The sequence below is a fragment of the Nocardioides sp. NPDC004968 genome (assembly GCF_040608935.1).
In the GTDB taxonomy this organism is placed as follows: domain Bacteria; phylum Actinomycetota; class Actinomycetes; order Propionibacteriales; family Nocardioidaceae; genus Nocardioides.
This window is the reverse complement of record NZ_JBEXJF010000013.1, coordinates 1-24,338: the sequence shown is the minus strand read 5'-3', so window position 1 is coordinate 24,338 and position 24,338 is coordinate 1. Positions and strand designations below refer to the sequence as shown.

At 68.4% G+C, this 24,338-nt stretch carries 24 protein-coding genes and 1 tRNA gene; 18 read left to right on the top strand and 7 right to left on the bottom strand.

The features are described 5' to 3' along the window. Positions 1–23: 23 nt before the first annotated feature. From ABZU72_RS14665 to mgrA, 4 genes are all read left to right on the top strand, one after another. The gene (locus ABZU72_RS14665; protein ID WP_355019574.1) at positions 24–422 is read left to right on the top strand and encodes a helix-turn-helix transcriptional regulator; all 399 of its coding nucleotides are present in this window, start codon (positions 24–26) and stop codon (positions 420–422) included. Continuing rightward, positions 406–1,650 carry a HipA domain-containing protein gene (locus ABZU72_RS14660; RefSeq protein ID WP_355019573.1) on the top strand — a complete coding sequence of 415 codons (1,245 nt, stop codon included), beginning with the start codon at positions 406–408 and terminating at the stop codon, positions 1,648–1,650. The genes ABZU72_RS14665 and ABZU72_RS14660 overlap by 17 nt, the downstream gene beginning before the upstream one ends. A gap of 66 nt (positions 1,651–1,716) precedes the next feature. After that, positions 1,717–2,127 carry a DoxX family protein gene (locus tag ABZU72_RS14655; protein WP_355019572.1) on the top strand — a complete coding sequence of 137 codons (411 nt, stop codon included), beginning with the start codon at positions 1,717–1,719 and terminating at the stop codon, positions 2,125–2,127. After that, positions 2,124–3,185, top strand: coding sequence for an L-glyceraldehyde 3-phosphate reductase (gene mgrA / locus ABZU72_RS14650; RefSeq protein WP_355019571.1), 1,062 nt, complete (start codon positions 2,124–2,126; stop codon positions 3,183–3,185). Before ABZU72_RS14655 ends, mgrA begins: the two co-directional genes overlap by 4 nt. A 7-nt stretch (positions 3,186–3,192) precedes the next feature. On the opposite strand, the gene ABZU72_RS14645 is transcribed toward mgrA, so the two are convergent. Then, positions 3,193–3,645 (bottom strand): DUF4440 domain-containing protein, encoded by a 453-nt coding sequence (locus ABZU72_RS14645; protein WP_355019570.1) that lies wholly within the window; start codon positions 3,643–3,645, stop codon positions 3,193–3,195. 85 nt (positions 3,646–3,730) lie between these two features. On the opposite strand from ABZU72_RS14645, the gene ABZU72_RS14640 reads away from it, so the two are divergent. The 4 genes from ABZU72_RS14640 (at position 3,731) to ABZU72_RS14625 (ending at position 10,424) form a co-directional block, all read left to right on the top strand. After that, positions 3,731–5,206: an amidase gene (locus tag ABZU72_RS14640; protein ID WP_355019569.1), complete on the top strand. Its 1,476-nt coding sequence runs from the start codon at positions 3,731–3,733 to the stop codon at positions 5,204–5,206. Between the two features lie 91 nt (positions 5,207–5,297). Further along, on the top strand, positions 5,298–7,124 hold the full coding sequence (locus ABZU72_RS14635; protein ID WP_355019568.1) for a serine hydrolase: 1,827 nt from the start codon (positions 5,298–5,300) through the stop codon (positions 7,122–7,124). Positions 7,125–7,149: 25 nt separating this feature from the next. Further along, positions 7,150–8,469 carry a M20 family metallopeptidase gene (locus tag ABZU72_RS14630; protein ID WP_355019567.1) on the top strand — a complete coding sequence of 440 codons (1,320 nt, stop codon included), beginning with the start codon at positions 7,150–7,152 and terminating at the stop codon, positions 8,467–8,469. Between the two features lie 140 nt (positions 8,470–8,609). Then, a complete protein-coding gene (locus tag ABZU72_RS14625; RefSeq protein ID WP_355019566.1) occupies positions 8,610–10,424 on the top strand; it encodes a bifunctional metallophosphatase/5'-nucleotidase in 1,815 nt (604 codons plus the stop codon). Positions 10,425–10,502: 78 nt separating this feature from the next. Here the strand turns inward: ABZU72_RS14625 and ABZU72_RS14620 are convergent, their stop codons facing one another. Then, positions 10,503–11,975: an MFS transporter gene (locus ABZU72_RS14620; protein ID WP_355019565.1), complete on the bottom strand. Its 1,473-nt coding sequence runs from the start codon at positions 11,973–11,975 to the stop codon at positions 10,503–10,505. 83 nt (positions 11,976–12,058) lie between these two features. Between ABZU72_RS14620 and ABZU72_RS14615 the strand changes: the two genes are divergently transcribed. Beyond that, entirely contained in the window at positions 12,059–12,535 is a 477-nt protein-coding gene (locus ABZU72_RS14615) for a MarR family winged helix-turn-helix transcriptional regulator (RefSeq protein WP_355019564.1), read from the top strand. 18 nt (positions 12,536–12,553) lie between these two features. Here ABZU72_RS14615 and ABZU72_RS14610 read toward each other — a convergent pair whose 3' ends face one another. After that, entirely contained in the window at positions 12,554–13,255 is a 702-nt protein-coding gene (locus ABZU72_RS14610; RefSeq protein WP_355019563.1) for a TetR/AcrR family transcriptional regulator, read from the bottom strand. Positions 13,256–13,411: 156 nt separating this feature from the next. On the opposite strand from ABZU72_RS14610, the gene ABZU72_RS14605 reads away from it, so the two are divergent. Beyond that, positions 13,412–14,287, top strand: a complete 876-nt coding sequence (locus ABZU72_RS14605) for a helix-turn-helix transcriptional regulator (RefSeq protein ID WP_355019562.1) — start codon at positions 13,412–13,414, stop codon at positions 14,285–14,287. A gap of 31 nt (positions 14,288–14,318) precedes the next feature. Continuing rightward, positions 14,319–14,391, top strand: a tRNA-Lys gene (locus ABZU72_RS14600). Between the two features lie 58 nt (positions 14,392–14,449). Here the strand turns inward: ABZU72_RS14600 and ABZU72_RS14595 are convergent. The 3 genes from ABZU72_RS14595 to ABZU72_RS14585 all read right to left on the bottom strand — a co-directional run bounded on the left by ABZU72_RS14595 (position 14,450) and on the right by ABZU72_RS14585 (position 16,966). Further along, the gene (locus tag ABZU72_RS14595) at positions 14,450–14,917 is read right to left on the bottom strand and encodes a MarR family winged helix-turn-helix transcriptional regulator (protein ID WP_355019561.1); all 468 of its coding nucleotides are present in this window, start codon (positions 14,915–14,917) and stop codon (positions 14,450–14,452) included. 13 nt (positions 14,918–14,930) lie between these two features. Then, positions 14,931–15,992 (bottom strand): alkene reductase, encoded by a 1,062-nt coding sequence (locus ABZU72_RS14590; protein WP_355019560.1) that lies wholly within the window; start codon positions 15,990–15,992, stop codon positions 14,931–14,933. A gap of 68 nt (positions 15,993–16,060) precedes the next feature. Further along, positions 16,061–16,966 carry an NADP-dependent oxidoreductase gene (locus tag ABZU72_RS14585; RefSeq protein WP_355019559.1) on the bottom strand — a complete coding sequence of 302 codons (906 nt, stop codon included), beginning with the start codon at positions 16,964–16,966 and terminating at the stop codon, positions 16,061–16,063. Between the two features lie 451 nt (positions 16,967–17,417). On the opposite strand from ABZU72_RS14585, the gene ABZU72_RS14580 reads away from it, so the two are divergent. Then, positions 17,418–17,621 (top strand): cold-shock protein, encoded by a 204-nt coding sequence (locus tag ABZU72_RS14580; protein ID WP_045548871.1) that lies wholly within the window; start codon positions 17,418–17,420, stop codon positions 17,619–17,621. A 223-nt stretch (positions 17,622–17,844) separates the two neighbouring features. Further along, complete coding sequence (locus tag ABZU72_RS14575) at positions 17,845–17,991, top strand: hypothetical protein (protein WP_008360628.1); 147 nt, start codon at positions 17,845–17,847, stop codon at positions 17,989–17,991. 5 nt (positions 17,992–17,996) lie between these two features. Here the strand turns inward: ABZU72_RS14575 and ABZU72_RS14570 are convergent, their stop codons facing one another. After that, positions 17,997–19,130, bottom strand: coding sequence for a hypothetical protein (locus ABZU72_RS14570; RefSeq protein ID WP_355019558.1), 1,134 nt, complete (start codon positions 19,128–19,130; stop codon positions 17,997–17,999). Between the two features lie 50 nt (positions 19,131–19,180). Between ABZU72_RS14570 and ABZU72_RS14565 the strand changes: the two genes are divergently transcribed. The 5 genes from ABZU72_RS14565 (at position 19,181) to pstB (ending at position 24,214) form a co-directional block, all read left to right on the top strand. After that, positions 19,181–20,047: an NUDIX hydrolase gene (locus tag ABZU72_RS14565; protein ID WP_355019557.1), complete on the top strand. Its 867-nt coding sequence runs from the start codon at positions 19,181–19,183 to the stop codon at positions 20,045–20,047. Positions 20,048–20,224: 177 nt separating this feature from the next. Further along, positions 20,225–21,322 (top strand): phosphate ABC transporter substrate-binding protein PstS, encoded by a 1,098-nt coding sequence (locus ABZU72_RS14560; protein WP_355019556.1) that lies wholly within the window; start codon positions 20,225–20,227, stop codon positions 21,320–21,322. A 100-nt stretch (positions 21,323–21,422) separates the two neighbouring features. Then, positions 21,423–22,379 carry a phosphate ABC transporter permease subunit PstC gene (gene pstC / locus ABZU72_RS14555; RefSeq protein ID WP_355019555.1) on the top strand — a complete coding sequence of 319 codons (957 nt, stop codon included), beginning with the start codon at positions 21,423–21,425 and terminating at the stop codon, positions 22,377–22,379. Continuing rightward, the gene (gene pstA, locus ABZU72_RS14550; RefSeq protein ID WP_355019554.1) at positions 22,376–23,431 is read left to right on the top strand and encodes a phosphate ABC transporter permease PstA; all 1,056 of its coding nucleotides are present in this window, start codon (positions 22,376–22,378) and stop codon (positions 23,429–23,431) included. Before pstC ends, pstA begins: the two co-directional genes overlap by 4 nt. Positions 23,432–23,440: 9 nt before the next feature. Continuing rightward, positions 23,441–24,214 carry a phosphate ABC transporter ATP-binding protein PstB gene (pstB, locus tag ABZU72_RS14545; protein WP_355019553.1) on the top strand — a complete coding sequence of 258 codons (774 nt, stop codon included), beginning with the start codon at positions 23,441–23,443 and terminating at the stop codon, positions 24,212–24,214. Positions 24,215–24,338 lie beyond the last annotated feature (124 nt).

Here is a 24,338-nt window from a genome sequence, read left to right as displayed (position 1 = left end):
AACTCGAAGATCGCAGTCACCAGGTGGCTGCGATCTTCGAGTTCGCCACAGTGGTTCACGGTACGGATCGATTGCGGGTGCTGTCGTGCGGGTATCGGGAAATCACGATACCGTGGTGCTATCGCGATTTCGCGATACTCTGGGTTCATCGTGAAATCGCGATGGAAGGAGCGAGCGAGATGAGTCGTGCGCGATTGCGGGCACCGGCCGACTTCGGGCTGGCGGTTCAGCAGGCAAGGTTGGCTAGCGGGATGACGCAGACGGAGCTGGCGGATGCGGTCGGCGTGCCGCAGAGCACGGTCAGTGACGTCGAATCGGGCAAGTCGACGATCTACGTACGCCGCTTGCTCGACATGATGCGCGCAACCGGAGTCGAGCTGACCGCCACCTGGGAGGACGAGCGCGATGCGTCTCGCCGTTGAGCTCTACGGCACGGTCATCGGCGAGCTGACCGGCCAGCCTGCGACGTACGACTTCGTCCCGAGCAGTGACGGAGTCGATCGTTTCGGCGCGAACAGCTCTGTGCTCTCGGTGGCGGTTCCGCTCGTCGCCGTGTCACGCAAACATCAGGCCTCGCGGCGCCGCAACTGGTTCGCTGAGCTGCTGCCCGAGGGCGACCAGTACGACTACATGCTGAGTCAGGCGGGGCTGCGTCGCGGGGACACCTTGGGTTTCCTCGCTCGCTATGGTCGTGATGTCGCGGGAGCGCTCCAGATCTGGGATCTCGATGACCCGACGGAACCGAAGACGCCTTCGCTTCAACCCGTCGGCGATGTCGGAATCCGGCAACTGCTCGAGGATCCGGTCGGTGCGCCGCTGGCCAACGAGCCGTTGCTCGGGAAGTCGTCTCTCGCGGGCGTGCAGCCGAAGGTCGTTCTGGTTCGTCGGGACGGTGGTTGGGCGCAGGCACTGGGCGGTCATCCGACGACCCACATCCTCAAGCCGCGGCTGGATCGGCGTCCGAGCGTGATCTTCGACGAGGAGTACGGCGCTCGGATCTCGCGAGCGCTCGGGCTGGCCCGTCACGACGCCTGGATCGACGACTTCGACGGTCTGCCGACTCTGGTCATCGAGCGCTTTGACCGCTCGGCCGCCGGTCGGATCCACCAAGAGGACTTCAGTCAGGCGCTGGGAGCCTCAGGGGATCAGAAATACCAGGAGTACGGCGGTCTGGTGAGCCTGCGTCGTGTCGCCGACACGCTCCAGCGGACCACGCAGTCGGCTGACATGGTGACCCTCGCGCAGATGGCCGTGCTCGCGGTCGCCGTCGGCAACCTCGACATGCACGCCAAGAACCTCGGCATCCTCCATCCACTCGACAACGAGCCCCGCCTAGCGCCCGCCTACGACGTCGTACCCCAGACCCACATCGCCGACATCGACGGGAAGATGGCTCTCGCCGTCAACGGGGCCTACCGCCACGCCGGTCTCACGACGGCTGATCTGGTCGCCGAGATCACGAAGTGGGGCGTCCGTCGTGCCGACTCCATCGTGGCCGAATGCCTCGCGGACATCGCGGATGTGGTCGGGAAAGAGGACCCGCTGGAGGGTGCGCACCCGAGGCTCCACCAAGACATAACGAGCTTCGTAAGAAATCTCCGCAACGGCGATCCAGCAGGCCGACCCGGGAGTCCTGAGGCGGTGTCCTGAGCCTGTCGAAGGGTCACTGGGTGACTCCCCGGCTCCCACGTTGGGCGGGCGTGACAGAGTCGTCCCGTGAGCACTGAATCTTCTTCGCGGCTCGATCTGCCGCTGGCCGGGTTGGCCGCATTGTTCCTCGGGTCGGGGACCCTGCATCTGGTGAAGCCGCAGGTCTTCGAGCCGATCGTGCCGTCGGCGCTGCCGGATGCGCGCAAGGTGGTCGAGGTCTCCGGGGTCGCGGAGATCGTCTGCGGGCTGGGGCTGCTGCACCCGAAGACCCGTCGGATCGCGGGGCTCGCGAGTGCCGCGCTGCTGGTCGGTGTGTTCCCCGCCAACGTGCAGATGAGTGTCGACGCTGGGAAGCGGGCGAACCGGAAGCGGACCCCCAAGTCGGCCGGGTTCTTCGCCGGTACGGTCGCGCGGCTGCCGCTGCAGTGGCCGATGATCAAGGTGGCGCTGCGCGCAGGAAAGGGGACCGGCGCATGACGTACGTTCCTTCGGAGGCTCGCTACGACGCGATGCCGTACCGGCGGACCGGGCACAGCGGTCTGGATCTGCCGGCGGTCAGCCTCGGGCTGTGGCACAACTTCGGTGACGACCTGGCGTTCGAGCGGCAGCGGGCGATCCTGCGTACGGCATTCGACGCCGGCATCACCCACTTCGACCTGGCCAACAACTACGGCCCGCCCTACGGGTCCGCCGAGGAGAACTTCGGGCGCCATCTGCGCGGCGACTTCGCCAACCTGCGCGACGAGCTGGTGATCTCGACCAAGGCCGGCTGGGACATGTGGCCGGGGCCGTACGGCAAGATCGGCGGCTCGCGGAAGTACCTGATCTCCAGCCTCGACCAGTCGCTGAAGCGGATGGGGCTCGACTACGTCGACATCTACTACCACCACCGCCCCGACCCCAGCACGCCGCTGGAGGAGACGATGGGCGCCCTCGACCAGATCGTGCGGTCCGGGAAGGCGCTCTACGTCGGACTGAGCTCCTACTCCTCGGCGCTGACCCGTGAGGCGGCGGCGATCCTCCGCGACCTCGGTACGCCGCTGCTGATCCACCAGCCGTCCTACTCCATCCTCAACCGCTGGCTCGAGACCGACGGGCTGCTGGACACGCTCGACGAGGTCGGGGCCGGGGCGATCTCCTTCTCGCCGCTGGCGCAGGGTCTGCTGACGAACAAGTACCTCGGTGCTGGCGGAATCCCGGAGGACTCGCGCGCTGCCAAGGCCCGCTTCCTGACCCCGGAGGCGCTCACGCCCGAGACGCTCGCCGGGATCGAGTCGCTCAACGCCCTCGCCGTCGACCGTGGCCAGACGCTCGCTCAGATGGCGCTCGCCTGGGCGCTGCGCGATCCGCGGATGACCTCGGTCGTCATCGGCGCGTCCCGCCCCGAGCAGGTCACCGACTGCATCGGCGCGCTCTCCGGTCCGGAGTTCACCACCGAGGAGCTGGCCAGGATCGACGAGTACGCCGCTTCCACCGGCATCGACCTGTGGAAGCGCGACCGGGTCGAGGGTGACTACCGGGAGATCTTCAACTGACCGGCCATCAACCCTGACGCTCGTCGTCCCAGGCAGCCGAGCTGATCCGCCAGCCGTCGTCGGTGCGTACGAACGACATCGTCTTGATGCCCCTGCCGGTGTGGATCTCGCCGTCCGCGCCCCAGCGCTTGCCGTAGGCGCCCCACCAATGGGCGATGTCGCCGAAGACGTCGGTGCGACCGGGCTCCGGCCACTCCTCGAACTCGCTGATCTCGCCACTGGTCAGGAGCGCGAGGCGCGGGGCGATGAAGGACTCGACGTCGTAGACCTCGACCGGCAGGCCGCACGTGCGCACCACGGTCGCGCCGGGAAGCATGATCCGGCGCAGAACGTCCAGGCGTGCGGCCGCGTCCGGTCCTGAGGTGAAGGCCGAGAAGAACGCGCCCACCAGGGCCTCGATCGCCGTCTCGTCCGCGGTCTTGTCCGACGTGGGTGCGGCTTCGCCGTCGATGATGGCCATGCCCGGAAACATAGCCCCGAGGCGAAATCAGGATCGACCGACTCACATCGGCCCGCGATGCCGGTCTGGCCGCTAACCTGCGCTCATGCGGGTCGATGAGTATCTGACGTACGACGCCACCGGGCTGGCGCAGCTGGTCGCTGCCAACGAGGTGACCGCGGCCGAGGTCCTGGCCGTGGCGCGGGAGCGGGCGGCGGCGGTGAACCCACGGATCAACGCGATCGTCGCGGACATCCCGGAGGCCGACGCCCAGGTCGCCGGCGACGGCCCGAGCGGGCCGTTCGCCGGGGTGCCGTTCCTGGTGAAGGACCTGGCTCAGGAGTATCAGGGGCACCCGACGACCTACGGCTCGCGGTCGCTCGTCGACGATGTCGCCGAGGAGCACTCCTACTTCACCCAGAGTGCCCTGGACGCCGGCCTGGTGATCTTCGGCAAGACGAACACCCCGGAGTTCGGGTCGAAGGGGATCACCGAGCCGGAGCTGTTCGGCGCCGCGCGCAACCCGTGGAACACCGACCACACGCCCGGCGGCTCCTCGGGTGGCTCCGGGGCCGCGGTGGGCGCCGGGATCGTCCCGGCCGCCGGCGCCAACGACGGCGGCGGGTCCATCCGGATCCCGGCTGCCTGCAACGGCTTGGTCGGTCTCAAGACCACCCGCGGGCTGCTGCCGCTGGGCCCGCAGAGCCTGGATGCCTCCAACGGCTTCGTCGTCCAGGGCGTGGTGACCCGCACGGTCCGCGACGCGGCCGGGCTCTACGACGCGCTCATCGGTGACCAGCCGATGGCGATGATCCACGCGCCGCACCCCGGCGCGGCCTTCTCCGAGGCCATCGCGGCCGCGCCGCGCAAGCTCCGGATCGGGTTCACCTCGACGTCCTCGATCACCGCGCCCGACCCGGAGGCGATCGCGGCCGTCGAGGATGCGGCCAAGGCCCTCGAAGCGCTCGGCCACGACGTCGAGGAGGTCGAGGCGCCCTACGACGCCGCCGAGCTCGGCCGCGACTTCCTCACCATCTGGTTCGCCTCCGCCGCTGCCGAGGTCGCCGAGGCCAAGCTCCGTGTCGGAGCCAAGAACGCCGACTTCGAGGCCGACACCCTGGCCGTGGCCGAGCTCGGCCGGGCCGGGGGAGTGGTCGCCGTCGAGCTCGCGCACATCAACCGCCGCAACCACGTACGCCGCCTCAGCGGGTTCCACGAGACGTACGACCTGCTGCTGACCCCGACGTTGGCGAAGCCGCCGCTGAAGGTCGGGCAGCTGACCACGCCCAAGGCGCTCCAGACCGCCGCTCGGGTGCTGCACAAGGTGCACGGCGGGCGGGTCATGCGCGCGACCGGGATGATCGACCAGCTGGTCGACGAGAACCTCGGCTGGGTGCCCTACACCCAGCTCGCCAACATCACCGGACGCCCGGCGATCTCGGTGCCGACCTACCGGACCGCCACCGGACTGCCGCTGGGCATCCAGCTCTCCGGTCAGCTCGGCGACGACGGCCTGCTGCTGCAGGTCGCTGCTCAGCTGGAGCAGGCGAAGCCGTGGGCGGAGCACTGGCCGACGCTCTGAGACCGGACCAGAGACCGGACCTGAGACCGGCGCCGTGAAAGAAAATTTCCTTTCACGCACGAAGCTCGCGCCGGAGCGGCAGTATCGGGGTATGACACCGTCTCCGGACATGCTCATGACCTCTCGGCGCACGCTTCTCGGCGGCACCCTGAGCGGAGTCGCGATGACTCTCCTCGGCGGTGCCGCGGTGGCCTCGACCCCGGAGGACCCGACCAAGGCAACCAGGTCGCTCGCCTCGTTGGCCGGCGGGCCACCGACGATCACGCCGGACGAGCTGACCTTCACCCCGCGCACCGTCCTGCGTCCCGGCCACGCCCGCCAGGTCGGCCTCGACCCGGCGCAGATCGCGAGGATGCGCACCGAGCTGACCCGGTTCCTCGAGCCGACGACGGAGAACCCCGCCCATCCCCTGTACGCCGGGGCCACCGCGATCGCGGTCAAGGACGGCGTCATCGTCGCCCACGAGAGCGTGGGCAAGGCGCTCCGATACGGCCTGGACGGCACCACCGTCGTCGAGCTCCCGGCCGAGCAGCAGGTCGCGGCCGGGCTGGACACGATGTGGGACATCGCCTCGATGTCGAAGCTCTTCACCACGACCGCGATCCTCCAGCTGATGGAGCAGGGCAGCCTCGACCTCGAGGCGCCGGTGGTCACGTACCTGCCCGAGTTCGCGCCGCACGGCAAGGACGCGATCCTCGTAGGCCACCTCCTCACCCACGTCTCCGGCCTGCTCGCCGGCCCGTCGCCGTCGCTGTGGGCGGGCTACGACACCTACGAGGAGCGGGTCGCGGCGATCATGGACACGACGCCGACGCACGCGCCCGAGCAGGTCTACCGCTACTCCGACATCAACCTGATCACCCTCGGGCTGCTGGTCGAGCGGCTCTCCGGGAAGAAGCTCGACGTCTACGTCCGCGACCACATCACCGAGCCGCTCGGGATGCGCGACACCATGTACAACCCGCCCGCCGACCGCCTCGACCGTGTCGCCGCCACCGAGTACCAGCCCTGGGCCGGCCGCCCGATGATCCGTGGTGAGGTGCATGACGAGAACGCCTGGGCCCTCGGCGGCGTCGCCGGTCACGCGGGCGTCTTCTCGACCGCGGCCGACATGGCCAGGTTCGGCCAGATGTACCTCAACGGCGGCGTCTACAACGGCACCAGGATCCTGAAGGAGGACACGGTCAGGGTGTCGCTGCGCGACTACACCGGAACCCAGTTCCCCGGAAGCAGCCGAGGTCTCGGCTGGGAGCTCGCCACGACCTGGTACCACGGCCCGATCTGGTCGCCGGTCTCCTTCGGTCACACCGGCTACACCGGCACCAGCTTCGTGATGGACCCGATCGGCCACCAGCTCGTCGTGCTGATGACCAACCGCGTCCACCCCAGCCGCGACTGGGGCAGCAACAACCCCTCCCGTCGTGCCGTCTCCGACGCGCTCGGCATGGCCTCGGCGGTCCGGCCGGCGAGGGGACGTACGTCGTGGTTCTCGGGTCGCACGAACGCGAGGAAGGCGACGCTCGACGTGCCTCTCACGGCCACCGACGACGCGAAGCTCACCTTCTGCTACTGGTTCGACACCGAGCCACGCTTCGACTTCGGCCGGCTGCAGTACTCCACCGACGGCACCACCTTCAGCCCGCTGCCCTGGACGCTCGAGGGTGGGGACTGGCGCTGGGAGACCAGCGAAGCGGTCAACGGCTACGGCGGCCGCCGGTGGCTGCGCGGCCGCGCCGAGCTCCCGGACGGCACGACCACGGTGCGGTGGACCTACGAGACCGACTCGTCCTCCCAGGGTCGCGGGATCTACGTCGACGGCATCGTGGTGAGCCAGGGGCGGCGTACGTCGTTCGACTCCTCCCGACCCGCCGACGAGGCACGCATCGTCGCCGACGGCTGGGCCCTCAGCGATCGGTGACACATCACCGATAGCCTCTGGGGACATGAGCCAGCCGCAGCAGCCGAACCCGTTCCTGGTCAACCAGCTCCGCGACGAAACAGACGCCAAGGCGCTCATCACGAAGGCGGCCGAGTCGAGCTCGGCGGGTGCGCCGAGGGGGATCCTGGACGCGATCCGCGACAAGCTCGTGGACGTGGGCCCCGAGCTGGTGGCGGTCTCCCACGACCTTGCGGAGCACCCGGAGACCGGCTTCGAGGAGCACCGGAGCTCGGCCGGGCTGGCCGAGTTCGTCGAGGCTCACGGCATCGAGGTGGCCCGTGGCGCCTACGGCCTCCCGACCGCGCTCTACGCCTCGGCGGGCGGCACCAAGGACGGTCCGACGATCGCCGTGCTCTCCGAGTACGACGCGCTCCCCGGCATCGGCCACGGCTGCGGCCACAACCTGATCGCCACGGTCGGCGTGGGCGCGTTCCTGGCCATCGCGAGCGTGATCGACCGCCTCGGCGGCCGCGTGATCTGGCTCGGCACCCCGGCCGAGGAGGGCGGTGGCGGCAAGGAGCTGATGGCGCAGAAGGGCGCCTTCGACGGCGTCGACGCGGCGATCATGGTCCACCCGTTCACCTACGACAGCTCCGAGCCGGTCTTCCTGGGCCGGAGGCAGCTGAAGGTGACGTACGTCGGGGTGCCGGCGCACGCCTCGATCCAGCCGTTCATGGGACGCAACGCCCTGGACGCGACCAACCTCCTCTACACCGGCGTCGCGCTCAACCGGCAGCAGATGCCGCCGACCGACCGGGTGCACGCGATCATCACCGACGGCGGCCTGCGCCCCAACGTGATCCCGGAGCACGCCTCGATCGAGTTCTACGTACGCTCCGCCTACCCCGAGACGCTCAAGATCCTCTCCCAGCGATTGGAGGAGATGGCGATGGGCGCGGCGCTGATGACTGGCTGCGGTGTCGAGTTCAGCTGGGACACGTCGCCGGTCTACCTGCCGATCCGCAACAACAGCGGGCTGGCCCAGGCGTGGAACCGCCGCTACCAGGAGCGCAACCACACCGTCCTCGCGCCCGGCGTCGTCCCGGACCTGCTCGCCGGGTCCACCGACTTCGGCAACGTCTCCTTCCGCGTCCCCGGCCTGCACGCGATGGTCAAGATCGCCGAGCCCGACGTGTCTCTGCACAGCCGCGAGTTCGCCGCTGCCGCGGTCACGCCGTACGCCGACGAGGTGCTCGTCGATGCCGCCTACGGTCTCGCCGGGGTCGCTGCCGACTATCTCTCCGACGCGAAGCTGCGGGAGACGGTCCGCGAGGAGTTCGAGGAGGCCGGTGGAACGGTCAGCGTTACCGAATTTTTCGGGTGATTAACGGTTGATGACGATTCGGCAGCGGTAACCCGATTACCTCTTCCCAAGAAGAACCCGAAGGGGCATCGTTCCCTTCGTTGATCACTGAGATGGGGAGCCCCGCAATGTCTCGTAACATCCGAAGAATTCGCCCCGCTGTGGCCGTTGCCGCGGTCGCCCTCGCGGCCGCCGCGGTCGCCACCCCGTTGGCGACCTCTGCCTCGGCCAAGCCGGGGCCCGGTCACGGGAAGCATCTGGTCGATGTCCAGCTGCTCTCGTTCAACGACTTCCACGGCAATCTCGAGGCTCCGTCGGGTTCGAGCGGGCGTCTGGTCACCGGCCACCACATCGACCCGGCAACCGGCGCGCCGGTCGACGAGACCGTCAACGTCGGTGGCGTGGAATACCTCGCCTCCCACCTGGCCGAGGCCCGCAAGGGTCACAAGCGTTCGCTGACCGTCGCCGCGGGCGACCTGATCGGCGCCTCGCCGCTGCTCTCGGCCGCCTTCCACGACGAGCCGTCCATCGAGGCGCTCAACAAGCTCGGCCTGGACGTGACCTCGGTCGGCAACCACGAGTTCGACGAGGGCTACAAGGAGCTGCAGCGCATCGCCGACGGCGGCTGCATCGATGACGGCGACGGCGAGGACAACCAGAACTCCTGCGCCTCCCACGAGTACGAGGGTGCCGACTTCGACATCCTCGCCTCCAACGTGATCGAGGACGCGAGCGGCAAGACGATCCTGCCGTCCTACGCGATCAAGGAGGTCGACGGCGTCAAGATCGGCTTCATCGGCATGACCCTGGAGGGCACTCCCGACATCGTCACCGCCGAGGGGGTCAAGGGCCTCACCTTCAAGGACGAGGTCGAGACCGCCAACGCGCTCGTGCCCAAGCTGAAGAAGAAGGGCGTCAAGGCGATCGTCACCCTGATCCACGAGGGCGCCAACCTGCCGAGGGAGAAGTGGACCGATCCCGCCACCGGCACGGTCTACGACGTCAACGCCAGGTACGACTACACCTGCGAGGGCGGCGGCGAGCTGGTCGCCGGCTCGCCCATCGTGCCGATCGCCCAGGACCTCGACCCCGAGATCGACATGGTGGTCACCGGCCACACCCACAACCCCTACGTCTGCGACGTACCGGACCCCAAGGGCAAGTCCCGCCTGGTCACCTCGGCCTCGTCCTTCGGCCGGCTCTACACCGAGACCAACCTGAAGTACGACCTCAAGAAGCGCGACATCGTCCGCTCCTCGGTCAAGGGCTCGAACCTGCTCGTCACCCGCGACGTGGCCAAGGCCCCCGAGCAGACCACGCTGATCAACACCTACAAGGAGCTGGTCACCCCGATCGCCTCCCGCGTGCTCGGTTCGATCTCCGGTGACGTCACCCGCACCACCAACGCCTCCGGCGAGAGCGCCCTCGGTGACCTGATCGCCGATGCCCAGCTCGCCGACCAGTCGACGGTCGTCAACGGGCAGGCGCCGGTGATCGCGTTCATGAACCCGGGCGGCATCCGCGCCGACCTGACCGCGACCAACTCGCCCTACGGCGAGGCCGTCGGTGATGTGACCTACGACGAGGCGTTCACGGTCCAGCCGTTCAACAACTACATGGTCTCGCTGACCATGACCGGCCAGGACATCTACGACCTGCTCACCCAGCAGGTCACCGGCGCCAACGCCGCAACCCACAAGATCCTGCAGGTATCGGAGGGCTTCTCCTACCAGATCAGCCCCTCGGGTCCCGTCGACGGATCGGTCACGCTCAACGGCCAGCCGATCGACAAGGCCGCGTCCTACCGGGTCGTGACCAACAACTTCCTGCAGGGCGGCGGCGACGCTTTCGCCGCCTTCACCAAGGGCACCGACCCCTACTACGGCGGCCTCGACATCGACGCCTTCTCCGCCTACCTGGAGGCCAACTCGCCCTACACCCCGGGCCCGCTCGACCGCATCACCGGGACCCACTGAACGACGATTCGTTCGTACGCAGCGGGCCCGACCAGCTCTGAGCTGGTCGGGCCCGCTGTCGTATCGGCGTGTTGCCGATCAGTGCGATCCGGCGAGCACCGCGTCGTCGGCGGTGTCGTCGGCCGCTTCCTGCCGCGGCCTGGGGATGAGGAGCACGATCAGCGCACCGACACCGGCCGCGAGCGCCCCGATCACGAAGCAGAGCTGGAACGCGCCCGCGGTCGGAATCTCGGGCATGCCGGGGGCGAGGACAGTTGTCCGGCTGGTCAGCACGATGGCCATGACCGCGCCCGCGACCGTGGTGCCCATCGAGCGCATCAGGCTGTTCAGCCCGACGCTCGCGGCGGCCTCGGCGGCCGGGACGTTGCTGAGGATGAGCGTGGGCATCGCGGCGTACCCGATCCCGACGCCTGCCGAGGCGATGCAGGAGGCGAGCATGAGCTGCCACGGGGCATCCATCAGGAAGACCGCGACGACGTAGCCCGCGGCCAGGACGACCGCGCCGATCGCCATCGTGCCGCGTCCGCCGAGGCGGGTCAGCAGGCGTGAGGAGACCGGGGTGAAGAGCATCATCATCAGACCGGCCGGCGCCATCCACATGCCGGCCTGGAAGATGGTCTGGCCCAGTCCGTAGCCGGTGGCCTCGGGCATCTGGAGGAGCTGCGGGACCACGATCGACTGCGCCATCATGCCGAAGCCGATGAGGACGGCCGCGATGTTGGTGAACAGCACCGGCTTGCGAGCTGTGGTGCGCAGGTCGACGAGCGGGTCGTCGTGGCGCAGCTCGTACCAACCCCAGAGCAGCAGGATCACGACGCCGCCGACGATCATGCCGAGGGTCCTCGGCTCGCCCCAGCCCCAGTCGTTGCCCTTGGAGACGCCGACCAGCACGCCGACGAGCCCGGCCGCGAGCCCGAGCGCGCCGATGATGTCGAGGCGGCCGGGGTGGGCATCGCGTACGTGCGGGACGACGGCCGCGGTCAGCACGGTGACCGCGAGGGCCAGGCCGGCGGAGACCCAGAAGAGGGTGTGCCAGTCGAAGTCCTGGGCGATCCAGGCGGCCAGCGGCAGACCGAGCGCGCCGCCGACCCCGAGGGTGGCGCTGACGCCGGCGACCGCGGTGTTGCGCAGGTGCTCGGGCGCGACCTCGCGTACGAGGCTGATCGCGACCGGGATGTAGCCCATCGCCATGCCCTGGAGCACGCGGCCGACCAGGACCGGACCGACGGCGTCGGAGAGTGCCACGATGACGGAGCCGACCACCAGCACGATCCCCGAGATCACCAGGACCGGCTTCTTGCCGTAGAGGTCGGCGAGGCGGCCGGTGACCGGCATCGTCACACCGGCGCCGAGCAGGGTGGCGGTCAGCACCCAGGAGGCGGTGCTGGCCGTGGTGGAGAGCAGCTCGGGGAGCTCGCTCTGGATCGGGATGACCAGTGACTGCATCAGCGCGGCGCAGAGGCTGCCGAAGCAGAGCACCATGACGACGGCCACGGCGCCACCCGCCGAGCGCGTGGCCGGCTCGCGGGTGGGGGACGGGGAGGAACTCAAGGCACACCTCTGATGTGTAATCTACATATTGACGTATGTATGCTACACATCATGAGGTTCACGCGACAATGCCCGGAGATGTGATGCCGTCCACAAAGCCGTCCTCCGAAGACCCTCTCTTTAGGCCGATCAGCCCGGATCTGTCCACCGACCGCCGTCTGGCCTCCTTGGTGGGGCGCCTCGAGGTGCACCGCCGTCTCGCCGAGGACCGCAGCGCGCTCAATCACGCCGACGGCCGTCTGCTCTGGTTCCTCTCCGACGGCCGGCCGCGTACGCTCCGGGAGATAGCCGACGGCCTCAACCTCGAGCAGTCGACCGTGAACCGGCAGGTGAACGCCGCGCTCACCACCGGCCATCTGCGGAGGTTCGCCGAGCCGGGGCGCTCGGCGCGACTGATCGAGCCGACCGAGGAGGGGCTCGCCGTCTACGAGGCGGCCTCGGCGCGGGCGCTGGGCGCCTATGCGGACGGGCTGGCCGCTCTCGGGGACGAGTCCGAGAAGTTCCTCGAACTGCTCGAGCGCTTCGTGGGTGCCTACGGCGAGGCCGTGCGTGAGCGATGACGCGCAGCATCGAGATCTCTAGTCGCCGGAGCGGCTCGTCGTCAGCCCGCCCATGAGGGTTGTAGCTGACGAGGCTGCCGGGGTGATGCGACTGTCGGGGATCCCGCAGGCGCGCAGGCAGGTCGAGGCGATGACGGCGGCGGTCGCGTCGTCGATCGGCACACCGCTGCTGCGGAGGGTGGTGGTGACCTCGACCAGATGCATGAGCATCTCACCGAGGTGGCCCGGCTCGGCCGCTGTTGCGACCCCGGGCGCCGTGGCCCGGGTGGCGATCCGCCCGTAGGCGTCGGCGAGCTCGGCGCGAATGCTGCGAAAGGCATCGAACGCCTCGCTGCTGGTCACATCGGGATGAGTGGCCAGCATGCCGATGTTGTCCGGCGCCTCGGCGAGCGTGTGGATGTCGACGAGGGCCAGCAGGTAGAGCGCGGCCTCGGGGCTCGCGGACGCGGTCAGCTGCTCGATCTGGTCGACCCGATCGACGGTGGGTCGGACGGACCGCTCCAAGAGCTCGGCGAGGATCTCGTCCTTGCCGGTGAAGTGGTAGTAGAGCGACGCCTGTCTGATCCCGACCTTGTCGGCGATCTCCCGTGTCGAGGTTGCCGCGAAGCCCTTGGTCACGAACAGCTGCGCCGCGGCATGAAGCACCTGCTCGCGCGGTGGGGCTGCTGTGTTCGAGGGGACGAGGCGTGGTCGTCCGGGGTGGGTTCGTCGGATGCTCATCGAGGCCCTGCCTTCCTGTCGACGTCGACCCCGGAGTCAGTAGAGCATAATATTTTGATCTTGCCAATCATGATGTGCATCTGGACGGACGGTATGCCCATCGGGCACGATGGTGGTTCGCCGAACCTGTCGAAGCCGTCGAAGGAGGCTGTCGCCGTGCCCCGCCCCAACCGTCGAGCCCGTGAAGCGCTGACCGAGGCGCTCCGGGATGCCCGGCGCGCCGCCGGCCTGACCGGATCTGGCCTGGCGGATGCCCTGGGTTCGGGCTGGTCCCAGCCCAAGGTGTCGAAGATCGAGTCCGGCCGGCAGTCGGTCTCCGAGGCCGAGGTCCGTGCCTGGGCGGCCGCGGTGGGTGCCGACCGGGAGATGCTGCTCGCGCTGCGTGCCCGCGCCGACCAGGAGCACGCCGCGTTCCGCGACGCTCATCCGACCGGCGGTGGTGCGGAGCAGCACCAGGACGCGTACGCAGCGACCGAGGTGGCCACGAAGGTCCTGACCAGCTACCAGCCGCACAGTGTCCCCGAGCTGCTGCAGACCCCCGACTACGCGCGTGCTCTGCTGGCGCTGGCGGGTGGTTCGCGCGACCGGGACGCCGTTGCCGGAGAGGTCTCCCATGTGATCGCGGCCAGGCTCCGTCGCTCGGCGATCCTCTACGAGCCCGGCCGGACGATCACCGTCCTGGTCGGCGAGGCCGCCCTCCATCACCTGGTGGGCTCGCCCGACATCATGCGTGCCCAGATCGATCACATCGCCAACCTTGCGACCACCACCCAGGCGACCATCGGGATCGTCCCCTTCGAGAGATTCCCCGTTCTGGTCCAGCACGGCTGGGACCAGCGCGACCGGATCGTCACCCTCGAGACCAGCGCCGGCGACCTCGAGATCGCCGATCCGGTCGAGGTCGCCCGCTACGAGCGCTGGACGCAGCTCCTGCTCGAGCATGCGCTGACCGGCGAGGCGGCCGCCGAGCGATGCGCCCGGATCATCAGCGAGCGCGGACGGTCGTCGACGCGCCTGGGCGACCACGAATAGGACACGGCCGCCGCTCCGGTAGACTCCCGGCGGGCCGTTAGCTCAGTTGGTAGAGCAGTGGACTTTTAATCCATGGGTCGTCGGTTCGAGACCGACACGGCCTACAGCGGGATCGAGCCCCGAGCCGCATGTGCGACTCGGGGCTCGGCCGTGTGATGCGGGTCAGCCGGACTCTTCTTGCGGCAGCGGTCGGCTGCTGATCGAGTCGGTGATCGCGCCGGCAGTCTCGACGAACGCCGCTGCCTGTTCCTCGGTCAGAGTGCCCGCCGAGGCTCCCTCCAGGCTCTGCCATAGGGCGGCGATGGGTTCTCGCATGGCGCGGCCCTTGTCCGTGAGATGGACGACCATCACCCGCCGGTCGTGCTCGGCCGGCTCGCGGACCAGCAGGCCCGCTTCCTGCATGCGGCGCAGGGACTTGGAGACGGTGGAGTGGTCGAGGCCGACGCTCTCGAGAAGCTCGGACTGGGTCTGGCCCTCGCGATCCAGCAGCTGCATCAGGAGCAGTTCCTGGCCGGGGTGCAGATCCATCTTGCGCAGCAGGGCGCCGGCGTAGGCGCGGTGGGCGCGGGCGAGCTGGAAGATCGCGTAGCTCATCGGCCCGCCTGCGGCAGTGGTGGGAATCTCGGGCATGGTCTCCGCTTCTTCAGCCGGTGTGGGTGGGGTAGTCGGTGTATCCGACCGCTCCGCCACCGTAGAAGGTCGCCGGGTCGGGAGTGTTCAACTCTGCCCCGACGCGCAGCCGCTCGACCAGGTCGGGGTTGGCAAGCGCCAGTGCACCGACGGAGACCAGGTCGGCCGTGCCGTTGTCGACGTCCTTGGCGCGAGCGGGGATGTCGGCGCCTGGCCGGTTGAGGATCAGAGTGCCGGGCCACTGCGCGCGGAGCGTGTCGAGCAGCTGCTCGTCGCCCGCATGCATCAGGTGCAGGTAGGCCAGGCCCAGCGGGCGCAGCGCCTTCACCAGCGCCGGGTACAGCTCGTGGGTGTCGGACTCGACGATGTCGTTGTACGGGTTTCCCGGCGAGATGCGGATGCCGGTGCGCTCGGGACCGACCTCGTCGGCCACCGCGGCGACAACCTCCACGGCGAAGCGGATACGGGCCTCGATCGAGCCGCCGTAGCGGTCTGAGCGCTGGTTGGCGTTGCCGGAGAGGAACTGGTGGACGAGGTAGCCGTTGGCGCCGTGGATCTCCACCCCGTCCGCGCCCGCCGCAACCGCCGCAGCAGCAGCCCGCCGGAAGTCCTCGACGGTCTCGATGACCTCCTGCGTCGAGAGCGCACGAGGCTCCGGCATCTCCTGAGGGCCGGAGCCGGTGAACATCACGCCGGCCGGGCGGATTGCCGAGGGGGCGACGGGCTGGCGGTGGTGCGGAGTGTTGTCGGGGTGGGAGATACGGCCGACGTGCATCAGTTGGATGAACACCCGGCTGCCTGCCGCGTGCACCGCATCGGTGACCTTGCGCCACCCGGCGATCTGCGCGTCGTTGTAGACACCAGGGGTGAGCAGGTAGCCCTGGCCATCGGCTGAGGGCTGGGTGCCCTCGGTGATGATCAGCGCCTTGGAGGCGCGCTGTGCGTAGTACTCGGCATTCAGCTCCGTCGGCACGCCCTCCGGGGTGGAGCGGTCACGGGTCATGGGGGCCATGACCAGACGGTGTGGCAGAGAGGTGCCGCCGAGGGTGATCGGGGCCCACAGGGATTCCAGCATGAAAAGTCTCTTTCGGTGAACGTGGTGGCCCGAATGGCCACCGCAACAGGTGGGTTGGGGCGGGACGCTCAGTCGACGGTGAGGACGAGCTTGCCGCGTACGTGTCCGGCGTCGCTGGCCTGCTGGGCGTCGGCCGCCTTGGCCAGCGGGTACGCCGTGACGGTGGTGGTCAGCGTTCCGGCCGCGGCGTCCTGAGCCACGGCGGCCAGGCGCTCGACGGGGTAGTCCCCGCCGCCGGGGGAGAAGGCGACGCCGAGCTCGCCCGCACCGAAGTCGGCGATGGTGACGATGCGCTCGGTGCCGCCGCGCAGGGTGATGGAGTCGGGCAGGGCGCCCTTGCCGGCCAGGTCGAAGACCGCGTCCACGCCGTCGGGAGCCAGGGCCCGCACCCGCTCGACCAGGCCCTCGCCGTAGGTGGTCGGGGTCGCGCCGAGCGAGGTGAGGTAGTCCTGGTTCGAGGCGCCGGCCGTGGCGATCACGCGGGCACCGCGGGCGGTCGCGAGCTGGACAGCCACGGTGCCGACCGCTCCGGAGGCGCCGTGCATCAGCACGGTCTCCCCGGCGGTCACCTCCAGCTCGTCCAGGACCCGTTCGGCGGTCTCGCTGGCGACCGGCAGCGCGGCCGCGACCTGCCAGGAGAGGTCTGCGGGCTTGGGGGCCACGGCGGTGGCCAGGGCGTACTCGGCGTACGAGCCGGTGTCCGCCCAGCCGAGCACCTCGTCGCCGACCTGTACGTCGCTCACGCCCTCACCGAGCGCGTCGACCACGCCTGCGACCTCGCCGCCGGGGATGGCGGGGAACGTCGTCGGGAAAACCGCCTCGAGCATCCCGGCGCGCTTCTTGCCGTCCAGCGCGTTCAGCCCGGCAGCCTTGACGCGTACTCGGACCTGGCCGGGGCCGGGCTGCGGGACTTCGACGTCCGCCTCGTGCAGCACATCCGGACCGCCGAACTCATCGAAAATGATCGCTTTCATGAACACTCCACTTCGGGTCGCGTTGCTCTGGCGAATAATGTGGCCAGCCACATAATGACCATAACACCAATCATGTGGCTAGCCAAGTATTGCGGCAGTGGCCAGAGCCGGCGGGGCTCTCGTGGGCCGGAAGCTGCCTCGGAACCGGTGGCCGTACGTCCCGCAGAGCGGCCGTTTCACGGCTCTGTTGGGCAACCTTCACCCCTTCGCGCGTAAAACGATCGGTCAAGGGGGGTTCGCTCAGGCGCGTGAGTTGCTAATGTCACTCCCGCAACAGGTGCAAGTTCCAGAAGGTCTGACGCCTGCGGAGTTTGTGATCCAACGGCGTTTCTGCTCTGTGCCCGCCCGGACCCCGGTTCGGGAACACAGGTCGGAGCGACGTGTCACCCGCCCCTGATGCGGGGCTACCGAACCTGGTGGCCTCTCGCCCCGACTAAGGAGTAACGAGCAGATGGCTCAGGGCACCGTTAAGTGGTTCAACGCCGAGAAGGGTTTCGGCTTCATTGCGCAGGAGGACGGCGGCGACGACGTCTTCGTTCACTACTCTGCGATTCAGACCAACGGCTACAAGTCGCTGGACGAGAACCAGAAGGTCGAGTTCGACGTCACCCAGGGCCCGAAGGGCCCGCAGGCGGAGAACGTTCGCCCTCTCTGAACAAGTAAGAAGATCTCGGGTTCGGCACCTGCCGACACTGATCATCTGCAACGAGGCCCCAGCCGTTCGGCTGGGGCCTCGTGGTCTGATTGGAGCCCTCTCAGGCGTCTGTGTCACGCTTGATGTGACAACTTTTGATGGTTCTTGGTGGATCAGCGCGCAGATCCCCCGAGACTGGGCGATGATGTGAAGACGAGCTTTTGAGCGAGGTGAGGAGGCGGGCGTGGCTGATCAGTTCGATGTGACGCTGGAAGATCCCGAGCTGCTCCTCGAGGTCGAGCTCACCACCAATCTCATCGTCGCCGCCAGCGAGTCCGAGGATCACCTCTCCCAGGACGAGATCGACCGCATCCTCGGGATCATCCCCTAAAGACGTCAGCAGGTCGCGAAGAGCAGCGGCCCGTTCGCCAGGTCGGAGAGCACGGCCGTGCCGTCCTTCGGCTGCAGCTGCATGGTGACGACCTCGTCCTCGGCCGCGACCTTCCCGAGCTCGAACCGCTCGTCGAACGTGCCGCCCTGGCCGGGCGCCGGACCGACGGCGAGCTTGGCCCGCGTGTCGGCGTTCGTACGCGCCTGGTCGTCGTTCTCGAACGACATCGCGACACGTACGTCGCCGTTCGGCTCGGCTGCCATGGCGAAGCCCGCGACCGGGTTGATGTCGCCCGCGGCGTCGACGAGGCCGTCGGCCTGGTCCTGGTCCGCGGCCGAGGCACCGCCCAGCCCGATCTCGGTGCAGGTGAAGTCTCCGTCGTACACGAACGCCGAGAGAGGGTCGCCGAGCCGGTCGGCGGCGTCCGTCATCGGCTCGTGCAGGTCACCGTCGCCGAGGCTCTCGACCTGGTCGCTCAGGTAGCGCCGGCCGTCCGAGGCCAGGATGAGGTCATCCTCGGGCAGGAAGGCGATGTAGGTGAGCTGCGGGCTGATCGTCGAGTCGATCCCGGAGTCGGTGAAGCTGGAGAACGGGACCAGCGTGCCGTCCCAGACGCCGCCGTCTGCGGGGTCGTCCTCGGGAGCGGTGAACCCCATCGAGGTGAGCTGGTCGACGAGGTGGTCGGCGTCCATGTCTTCGAGGTGCCCGACCATGAGCGCCCCCTCGGTCGACTGGGTGTAGAGCTCCCAGTCGAGGGTCGCGGGTGACCAGCCGAAGTGCTGCTGCAGCAGCCCGGAGGCGTCGGGCAGCACCGAGGTCGAGGTGAGGTCCTTCGTATAGGCCTCATCGATCATCTCGTGGACCTCCTCCGGTGTGGAGTCGGCATCGAGGTCGGCACCGACGCTCTCGCGGATTCCCGTCCAGTCGGTGAAGGAGACCCGTGTCGCCTCGGCGGGGGCCAGTCGCAGCGCCTCGTCGAGGTCGCCCCCGCGGGTCGCCCATGCGCGGGCCAGGAAGATGACCAGCGCAACGACGACGACGCCCACCGCGATGGTCAACAAGGGGTGGGCGCGTACGACTCGGGATGATCGGTCTGCCCACGTCCTGGGGCGGCCGAGAAGCTGGGGGGTGCGGAGCATTGCGAGGAACCTTAGACGAATCAGCCGCCTTCTCGACATACCCTGTGCGCATGCCCGAGATCCCGGCCGCCGGCGTAGTGGTTTTTCGCGAGCACGAAGACCTGCCGGAGGTGGCGCTGGTCCACAGACCCAAGTACGACGACTGGTCCTTTCCCAAGGGGAAGGTCGACCCCGGCGAGACGGTGCCGGTGGCAGCGATCCGCGAGGTGCGTGAGGAGACCGGTCTGCGGGTCGCGCTCGGCCGCCCGCTCCAGCCGCAGCGCTATCCCGTCGAGGCGGGTCAGAAGGTGGTCCACTACTGGGTCGGCCGCACCGCTGCCGGCGCCGACGACGATGTCGAGGGCTACCTGATCAACGACGAGATCGACGACGTCGAGTGGCTGCCGGTGGACGAGGCGCGCCAGCGGCTCACGTACCCGCACGATCGGGCGACGCTGCAGCAGGCCGAGGACGTACGCCACCCCACCACGCCCCTCGTGGTCCTCCGTCATGCCGCATCCGTCGGCCGTTCGGCCTGGTCCGGTGCGGACCAGGAGCGGCCGCTCGACGACACCGGCCGCACCCAGGCGGTCACTCTGGCCGGCCTGCTGATGGCCTACGACATCCGCCGGGTGGTCACCTCGCCCAGCGTTCGCTGCACGCAGTCCGTCGCGCCGTACGCCGGGCTCGCCGGTGTCGCTTCCGAGCAGATGAGACTGCTGAGCGAGGAGGGTGCGGACGAAGGGGGCGTTTCGGCCCTGGCTGCCGGCACCCTGCGTGACCTGGCCGTTCCGACGGTGATCTGCACGCACCGACCGGTGCTGCCGTGGGTCTTCGAGGGACTGGGGATGCGTGACCCGAAGCTGGCGAAGGGCGAGCTGATGGTGCTGCACGTGCGCGCCGGTGAAGTGCGTGCTGTTGAGGCATTTCAGGTCTAGCAGAGGCTTGAGGCCTGCCTGTTCATCTCCTGTGCCCGGAACTGACACTGATTTGCCACCGACTTTGAATTCCTCGTTCAGCCTGCGTTCACCTTCACCGAGTTTCCCGTCCACCTCGGCTCCTTACGGTCATCGCGACAACTCCGAATCGACTGCATCATCAATCAGGAGACTTGCGTGAACACCACCTCGCTGCGCCGGGCACTCGTCCCGGGCATCACTGCTGCGACCCTTGCCCTTGCGATCAGCGCCTGCGGCGCCGCCAACGAGCAGAACAGCGGTAGCGACGGGGAAGGCACCCTCTCGGGCACCATCAAGGGTGGCGGAGCCTCCTCACAGGAGAAGGGCCAGGCGGCATGGGTCGCCGGCATCCAGGACGCGAACCCCGACCTCAGCGTCGTCTACGAGCCCGTGGGCTCCGGCTCGGGTCGTGAGGGCTTCATCACCGGCGGCTACCTCTTCGCCGGCACCGACTCCGCTCTCAACGACGACGAGGGCGAGCTCGCCAAGGCCAAGGAGCAGTGCGGCGCGGACCCGATCCAGGTCCCGGGCTACGTCTCGCCGATCGCCGTCGTCTTCAATGTCGAGGGCGTCGACGAGCTCAACCTCGACCCCAAGACGATCGCCGACATCTTCGCGGGCAAGATCACCAAGTGGAACGACCCGGCGATCGCCGCCACGAACCCGGACGCCAAGCTTCCGGACACCGCGATCACCCCGGTCCACCGCTCGGACGACTCCGGCACCCAGGAGAACTTCACCGAGTACCTCGCGGCCGCCGGTGGCTGGGCCGAGGAGCCCTCCGGTGAGTGGCCCGCCTCCATCAAGGGTGGCGAGGGCGGCGACGGCACCTCCGGTGTCGTGACCGCCATGCAGGGTGCCGGCTACATCGGCTTCATGGACGAGTCGGCGGCGCGCGAGAACGACCTCGCCACTGTCAAGGTCAAGGTCGGCGAGGACTTCGTCGAGCCGACCGCCGAGGCCGCTGCGAAGATCCTGGCCGCCTCCAAGCCGGTCGGCACCAGCGACAACGACATGGCCGTCGAGGTCGCCCGCACGACCACCGAGGCCGGCGTCTACCCGGTCGTGCTGGTCTCCTACCTGCTGGCCTGCCCGACCTACGAGAACGCCGAGGACGCGGCCAACGTGAAGGGCTACCTGGAGTACATCCTCTCCGAGGACGGCCAGGAGGTCGCCGCCGAGGAGGCCGGCTCCGCGCCGCTCGACCGTGAGACTGCCGACAAGGCTCTCGAGCTCGTCGGCGGCATCAAGTAAGTGCCGGTACGTCTGATCTGATCGCCGTTCGGGCGGTGGCTGCGGCCGCCGCCCGTACGGCTGTCTTGAGAACCGAAACAAGAAAGTCGAGGAATGCCTTGTGACTGTCGCCGCTGACCCCGGCGCCGACCCTGGCGTTGACACGAAGTCGGAGCTGTCCGGCCGTGGCTCGATGGGGGATGTCGTCTTCCGGGGCCTCGCCGTCATCGCCGCCACTCTCATCATGGTGGCGCTGGCAGCCGTCTTCATCTTCCTGGGCATCGAGGGCATCCCGGGCTTCAACGTGGACGAGCAGCACTACGCCGGCCAGGGCTCGTTCCTGGGCCTGGTCGTGCCGCTGCTGTACGCCACCATGTACGCCGCCGTACTGGCACTGATCGTCGCGGTCCCCTTCAGCGTGGCGATCGCGCTCTTCATCAGCCACTACGCCCCGCGGCGCATCGCGACCCCCGTGGCGTACGTCATCGACCTGCTCGCCGCGGTCCCGTCGGTCGTCTTCGGCCTGTGGGGTGCGGTGGTGCTCGGTCCGTACCTGGTGCCGGCCCATGCCTGGCTCTCCGAGAACATGGCCTGGCTGCCGTTCTTCGACGGCCAGCCCTCCGGCAACGGCCGTACGCTGTTCACCGCATCGATCGTGCTGGCCGTGATGATCCTGCCGATCATCACCTCGATCTGCCGCGAGGTCTTCGCGCAGACGCCGCGACTGCACGAGGAGGCGGCGCTGGCGCTCGGCGCGACGCGCTGGGAGATGATCCGTTACGCGGTCTTCCCCTACGCCCGCTCCGGCATGGTCTCCGCGGTCATGCTCGGCCTCGGCCGGGCTCTCGGTGAGACCATGGCGATCGCGATGATCGTCTCGCCGAAGGTCCTCATCTCGCTGTTCATCATCGGCACCAACAACCCGCAGACCATCGCGGCGCACATCGCCCAGGGCTACAAGGAGAGCACGCCCGACCGACTCTCCGTGCTGATCGCGACCGGCCTCGTGCTGTTCGCCTTCACCTTCCTGGTCAACGCACTCGCCCGCTGGATCGTCGCCCGAGGGAGGGCCAAGTGAGCAATACCGACCTCTCCAACGAGCAGACGAAGCTCTCCCACGCCACGCTCCCGCGAGGCGCCCAGTGGCTGGTCGGCGTCGCAGCCGTCGCTCTCGGCGGCCTGGCGCTCGTCCTCGGCGCGAGCATCGTCGGGGCAGCGGTCATCGGCGTGCTCGGGTTCCTGATCGGCTACCCGCTGTGGGCGCTGCTGGTGGAGAACCGGCGCTCGGCCACCGACAAGCTCGTCACCGGGCTGGTGTGGACGGCCTTCGCCGTCGCGGTCATCCCGTTGATCTGGCTGGTCTACACGGTGGTCTCCAAGGGCGCCGCGACCATCAACCCGGAGTTCCTCACGTACTCGATGCGTTCGGTCACCGGCGACGAGCAGGGCGGTCTCTACCACGCACTGATGGGCACCCTGATCGTCACCGGCATCGCCGCGGTGATCTCGATCCCGATCGGCATCATGACCGCGATCTACCTGATCGAGTACGGCAAGGGCAACCGCCTCGCCAAGACGATCACATTCCTGGTCGACGTCATGACCGGCATCCCGTCCATCGTCGCGGGCCTGTTCGCGTTCGCGCTCTTCACTCTGCTCATGGGGCCGGGCACGCGCTTCGGCTTCGGCGGCGGTGTAGCGCTCTCGCTGCTGATGATCCCGACCGTCGTCCGATCGACCGAGGAGATGCTCAAGCTGGTCCCCGACGACCTGCGCGAGGCCGCGTACGCCCTCGGGGTGCCGAAGTGGCGCACCATCACCAAGATGGTGCTTCCGACCGCGATCGGCGGCATCGTCACCGGTGTGGTGCTCTCGATCTCGCGCGTGATCGGCGAGACCGCGCCGCTGCTGGTCGCCTCGGGCTTCAACCCGAACCTGAACACCAACGCCTTCGATGACAGCCCGATGATGACCGTGCCGGTCTTCATCTACACCCAGCTGTCCGAGGCCACGGCGAAGGGCGTCGAGTACGCCTGGGGTGGAGCACTGGTGCTCTTCATCCTCGTCATGGTCCTCAACCTCATCGCCCGTATCGTCGGCACGATCTTCGCCCCCAAGACCGGGCGCTAGGAGAAACACATGTCCATTCAAGTCAAGGACGCCAGCATCTTCTACGGCGACTTCAAGGCCGTCGAGGACGTCTCCATGTCCATCAAGCCGAAGTCGGTGACGGCCTTCATCGGGCCCTCCGGCTGCGGCAAGTCGACCTTCCTGCGCACCCTCAACCGGATGCACGAGGTCATCCCCGGCGCGTACGTCGAGGGGAAGATCCAGATCGCCGGCCAGGACATCTACGGGCCGAACGTCGACCCGGTGGCCGTACGCCGCAAGGTCGGCATGGTCTTCCAGCGGCCGAACCCGTTCCCGACGATGTCGATCTACGACAACGTGCTGGCCGGCAACAGGCTCAACGCCAAGCGGATCAAGAAGTCCGAGGCGGACTCGATCGTGGAGAAGGCGCTGCGCGGCGCCAACCTGTGGACCGAGGTCAAGGACCGTCTCGGCAAGCCCGGCATGGGCCTGTCCGGTGGTCAGCAGCAGCGGCTCTGCATCGCCCGCGCGATCGCGGTCCAGCCGGAGGTGCTGCTCATGGACGAGCCGTGCTCGGCTCTCGACCCGATCTCGACCGCCGCGATCGAGGACCTCATCCACGAGTTGAAGTCCGACTACACGATCGTGATCGTCACCCACAACATGCAGCAGGCCGCCCGCGTCTCCGATGACACCGGGTTCTTCAACCTGAAGGCAGCCGGCCAGCCGGGCCGTCTGGTGGAGTTCAACCCCACCAAGCAGATGTTCACCAAGCCGGACAACCCGGACACCGAGGCGTACATCTCCGGTCGCTTCGGCTAATCCGTCGAGTCGGCTCATCCTGACGAGAAACAGCGACTTCAAGATCGACCCGTTCATCCACATGCCGGCAGCGCTGCCGTTCCCGATCGGCTCGAAGTTCTACGACTGGGCCTACGAGACCGAC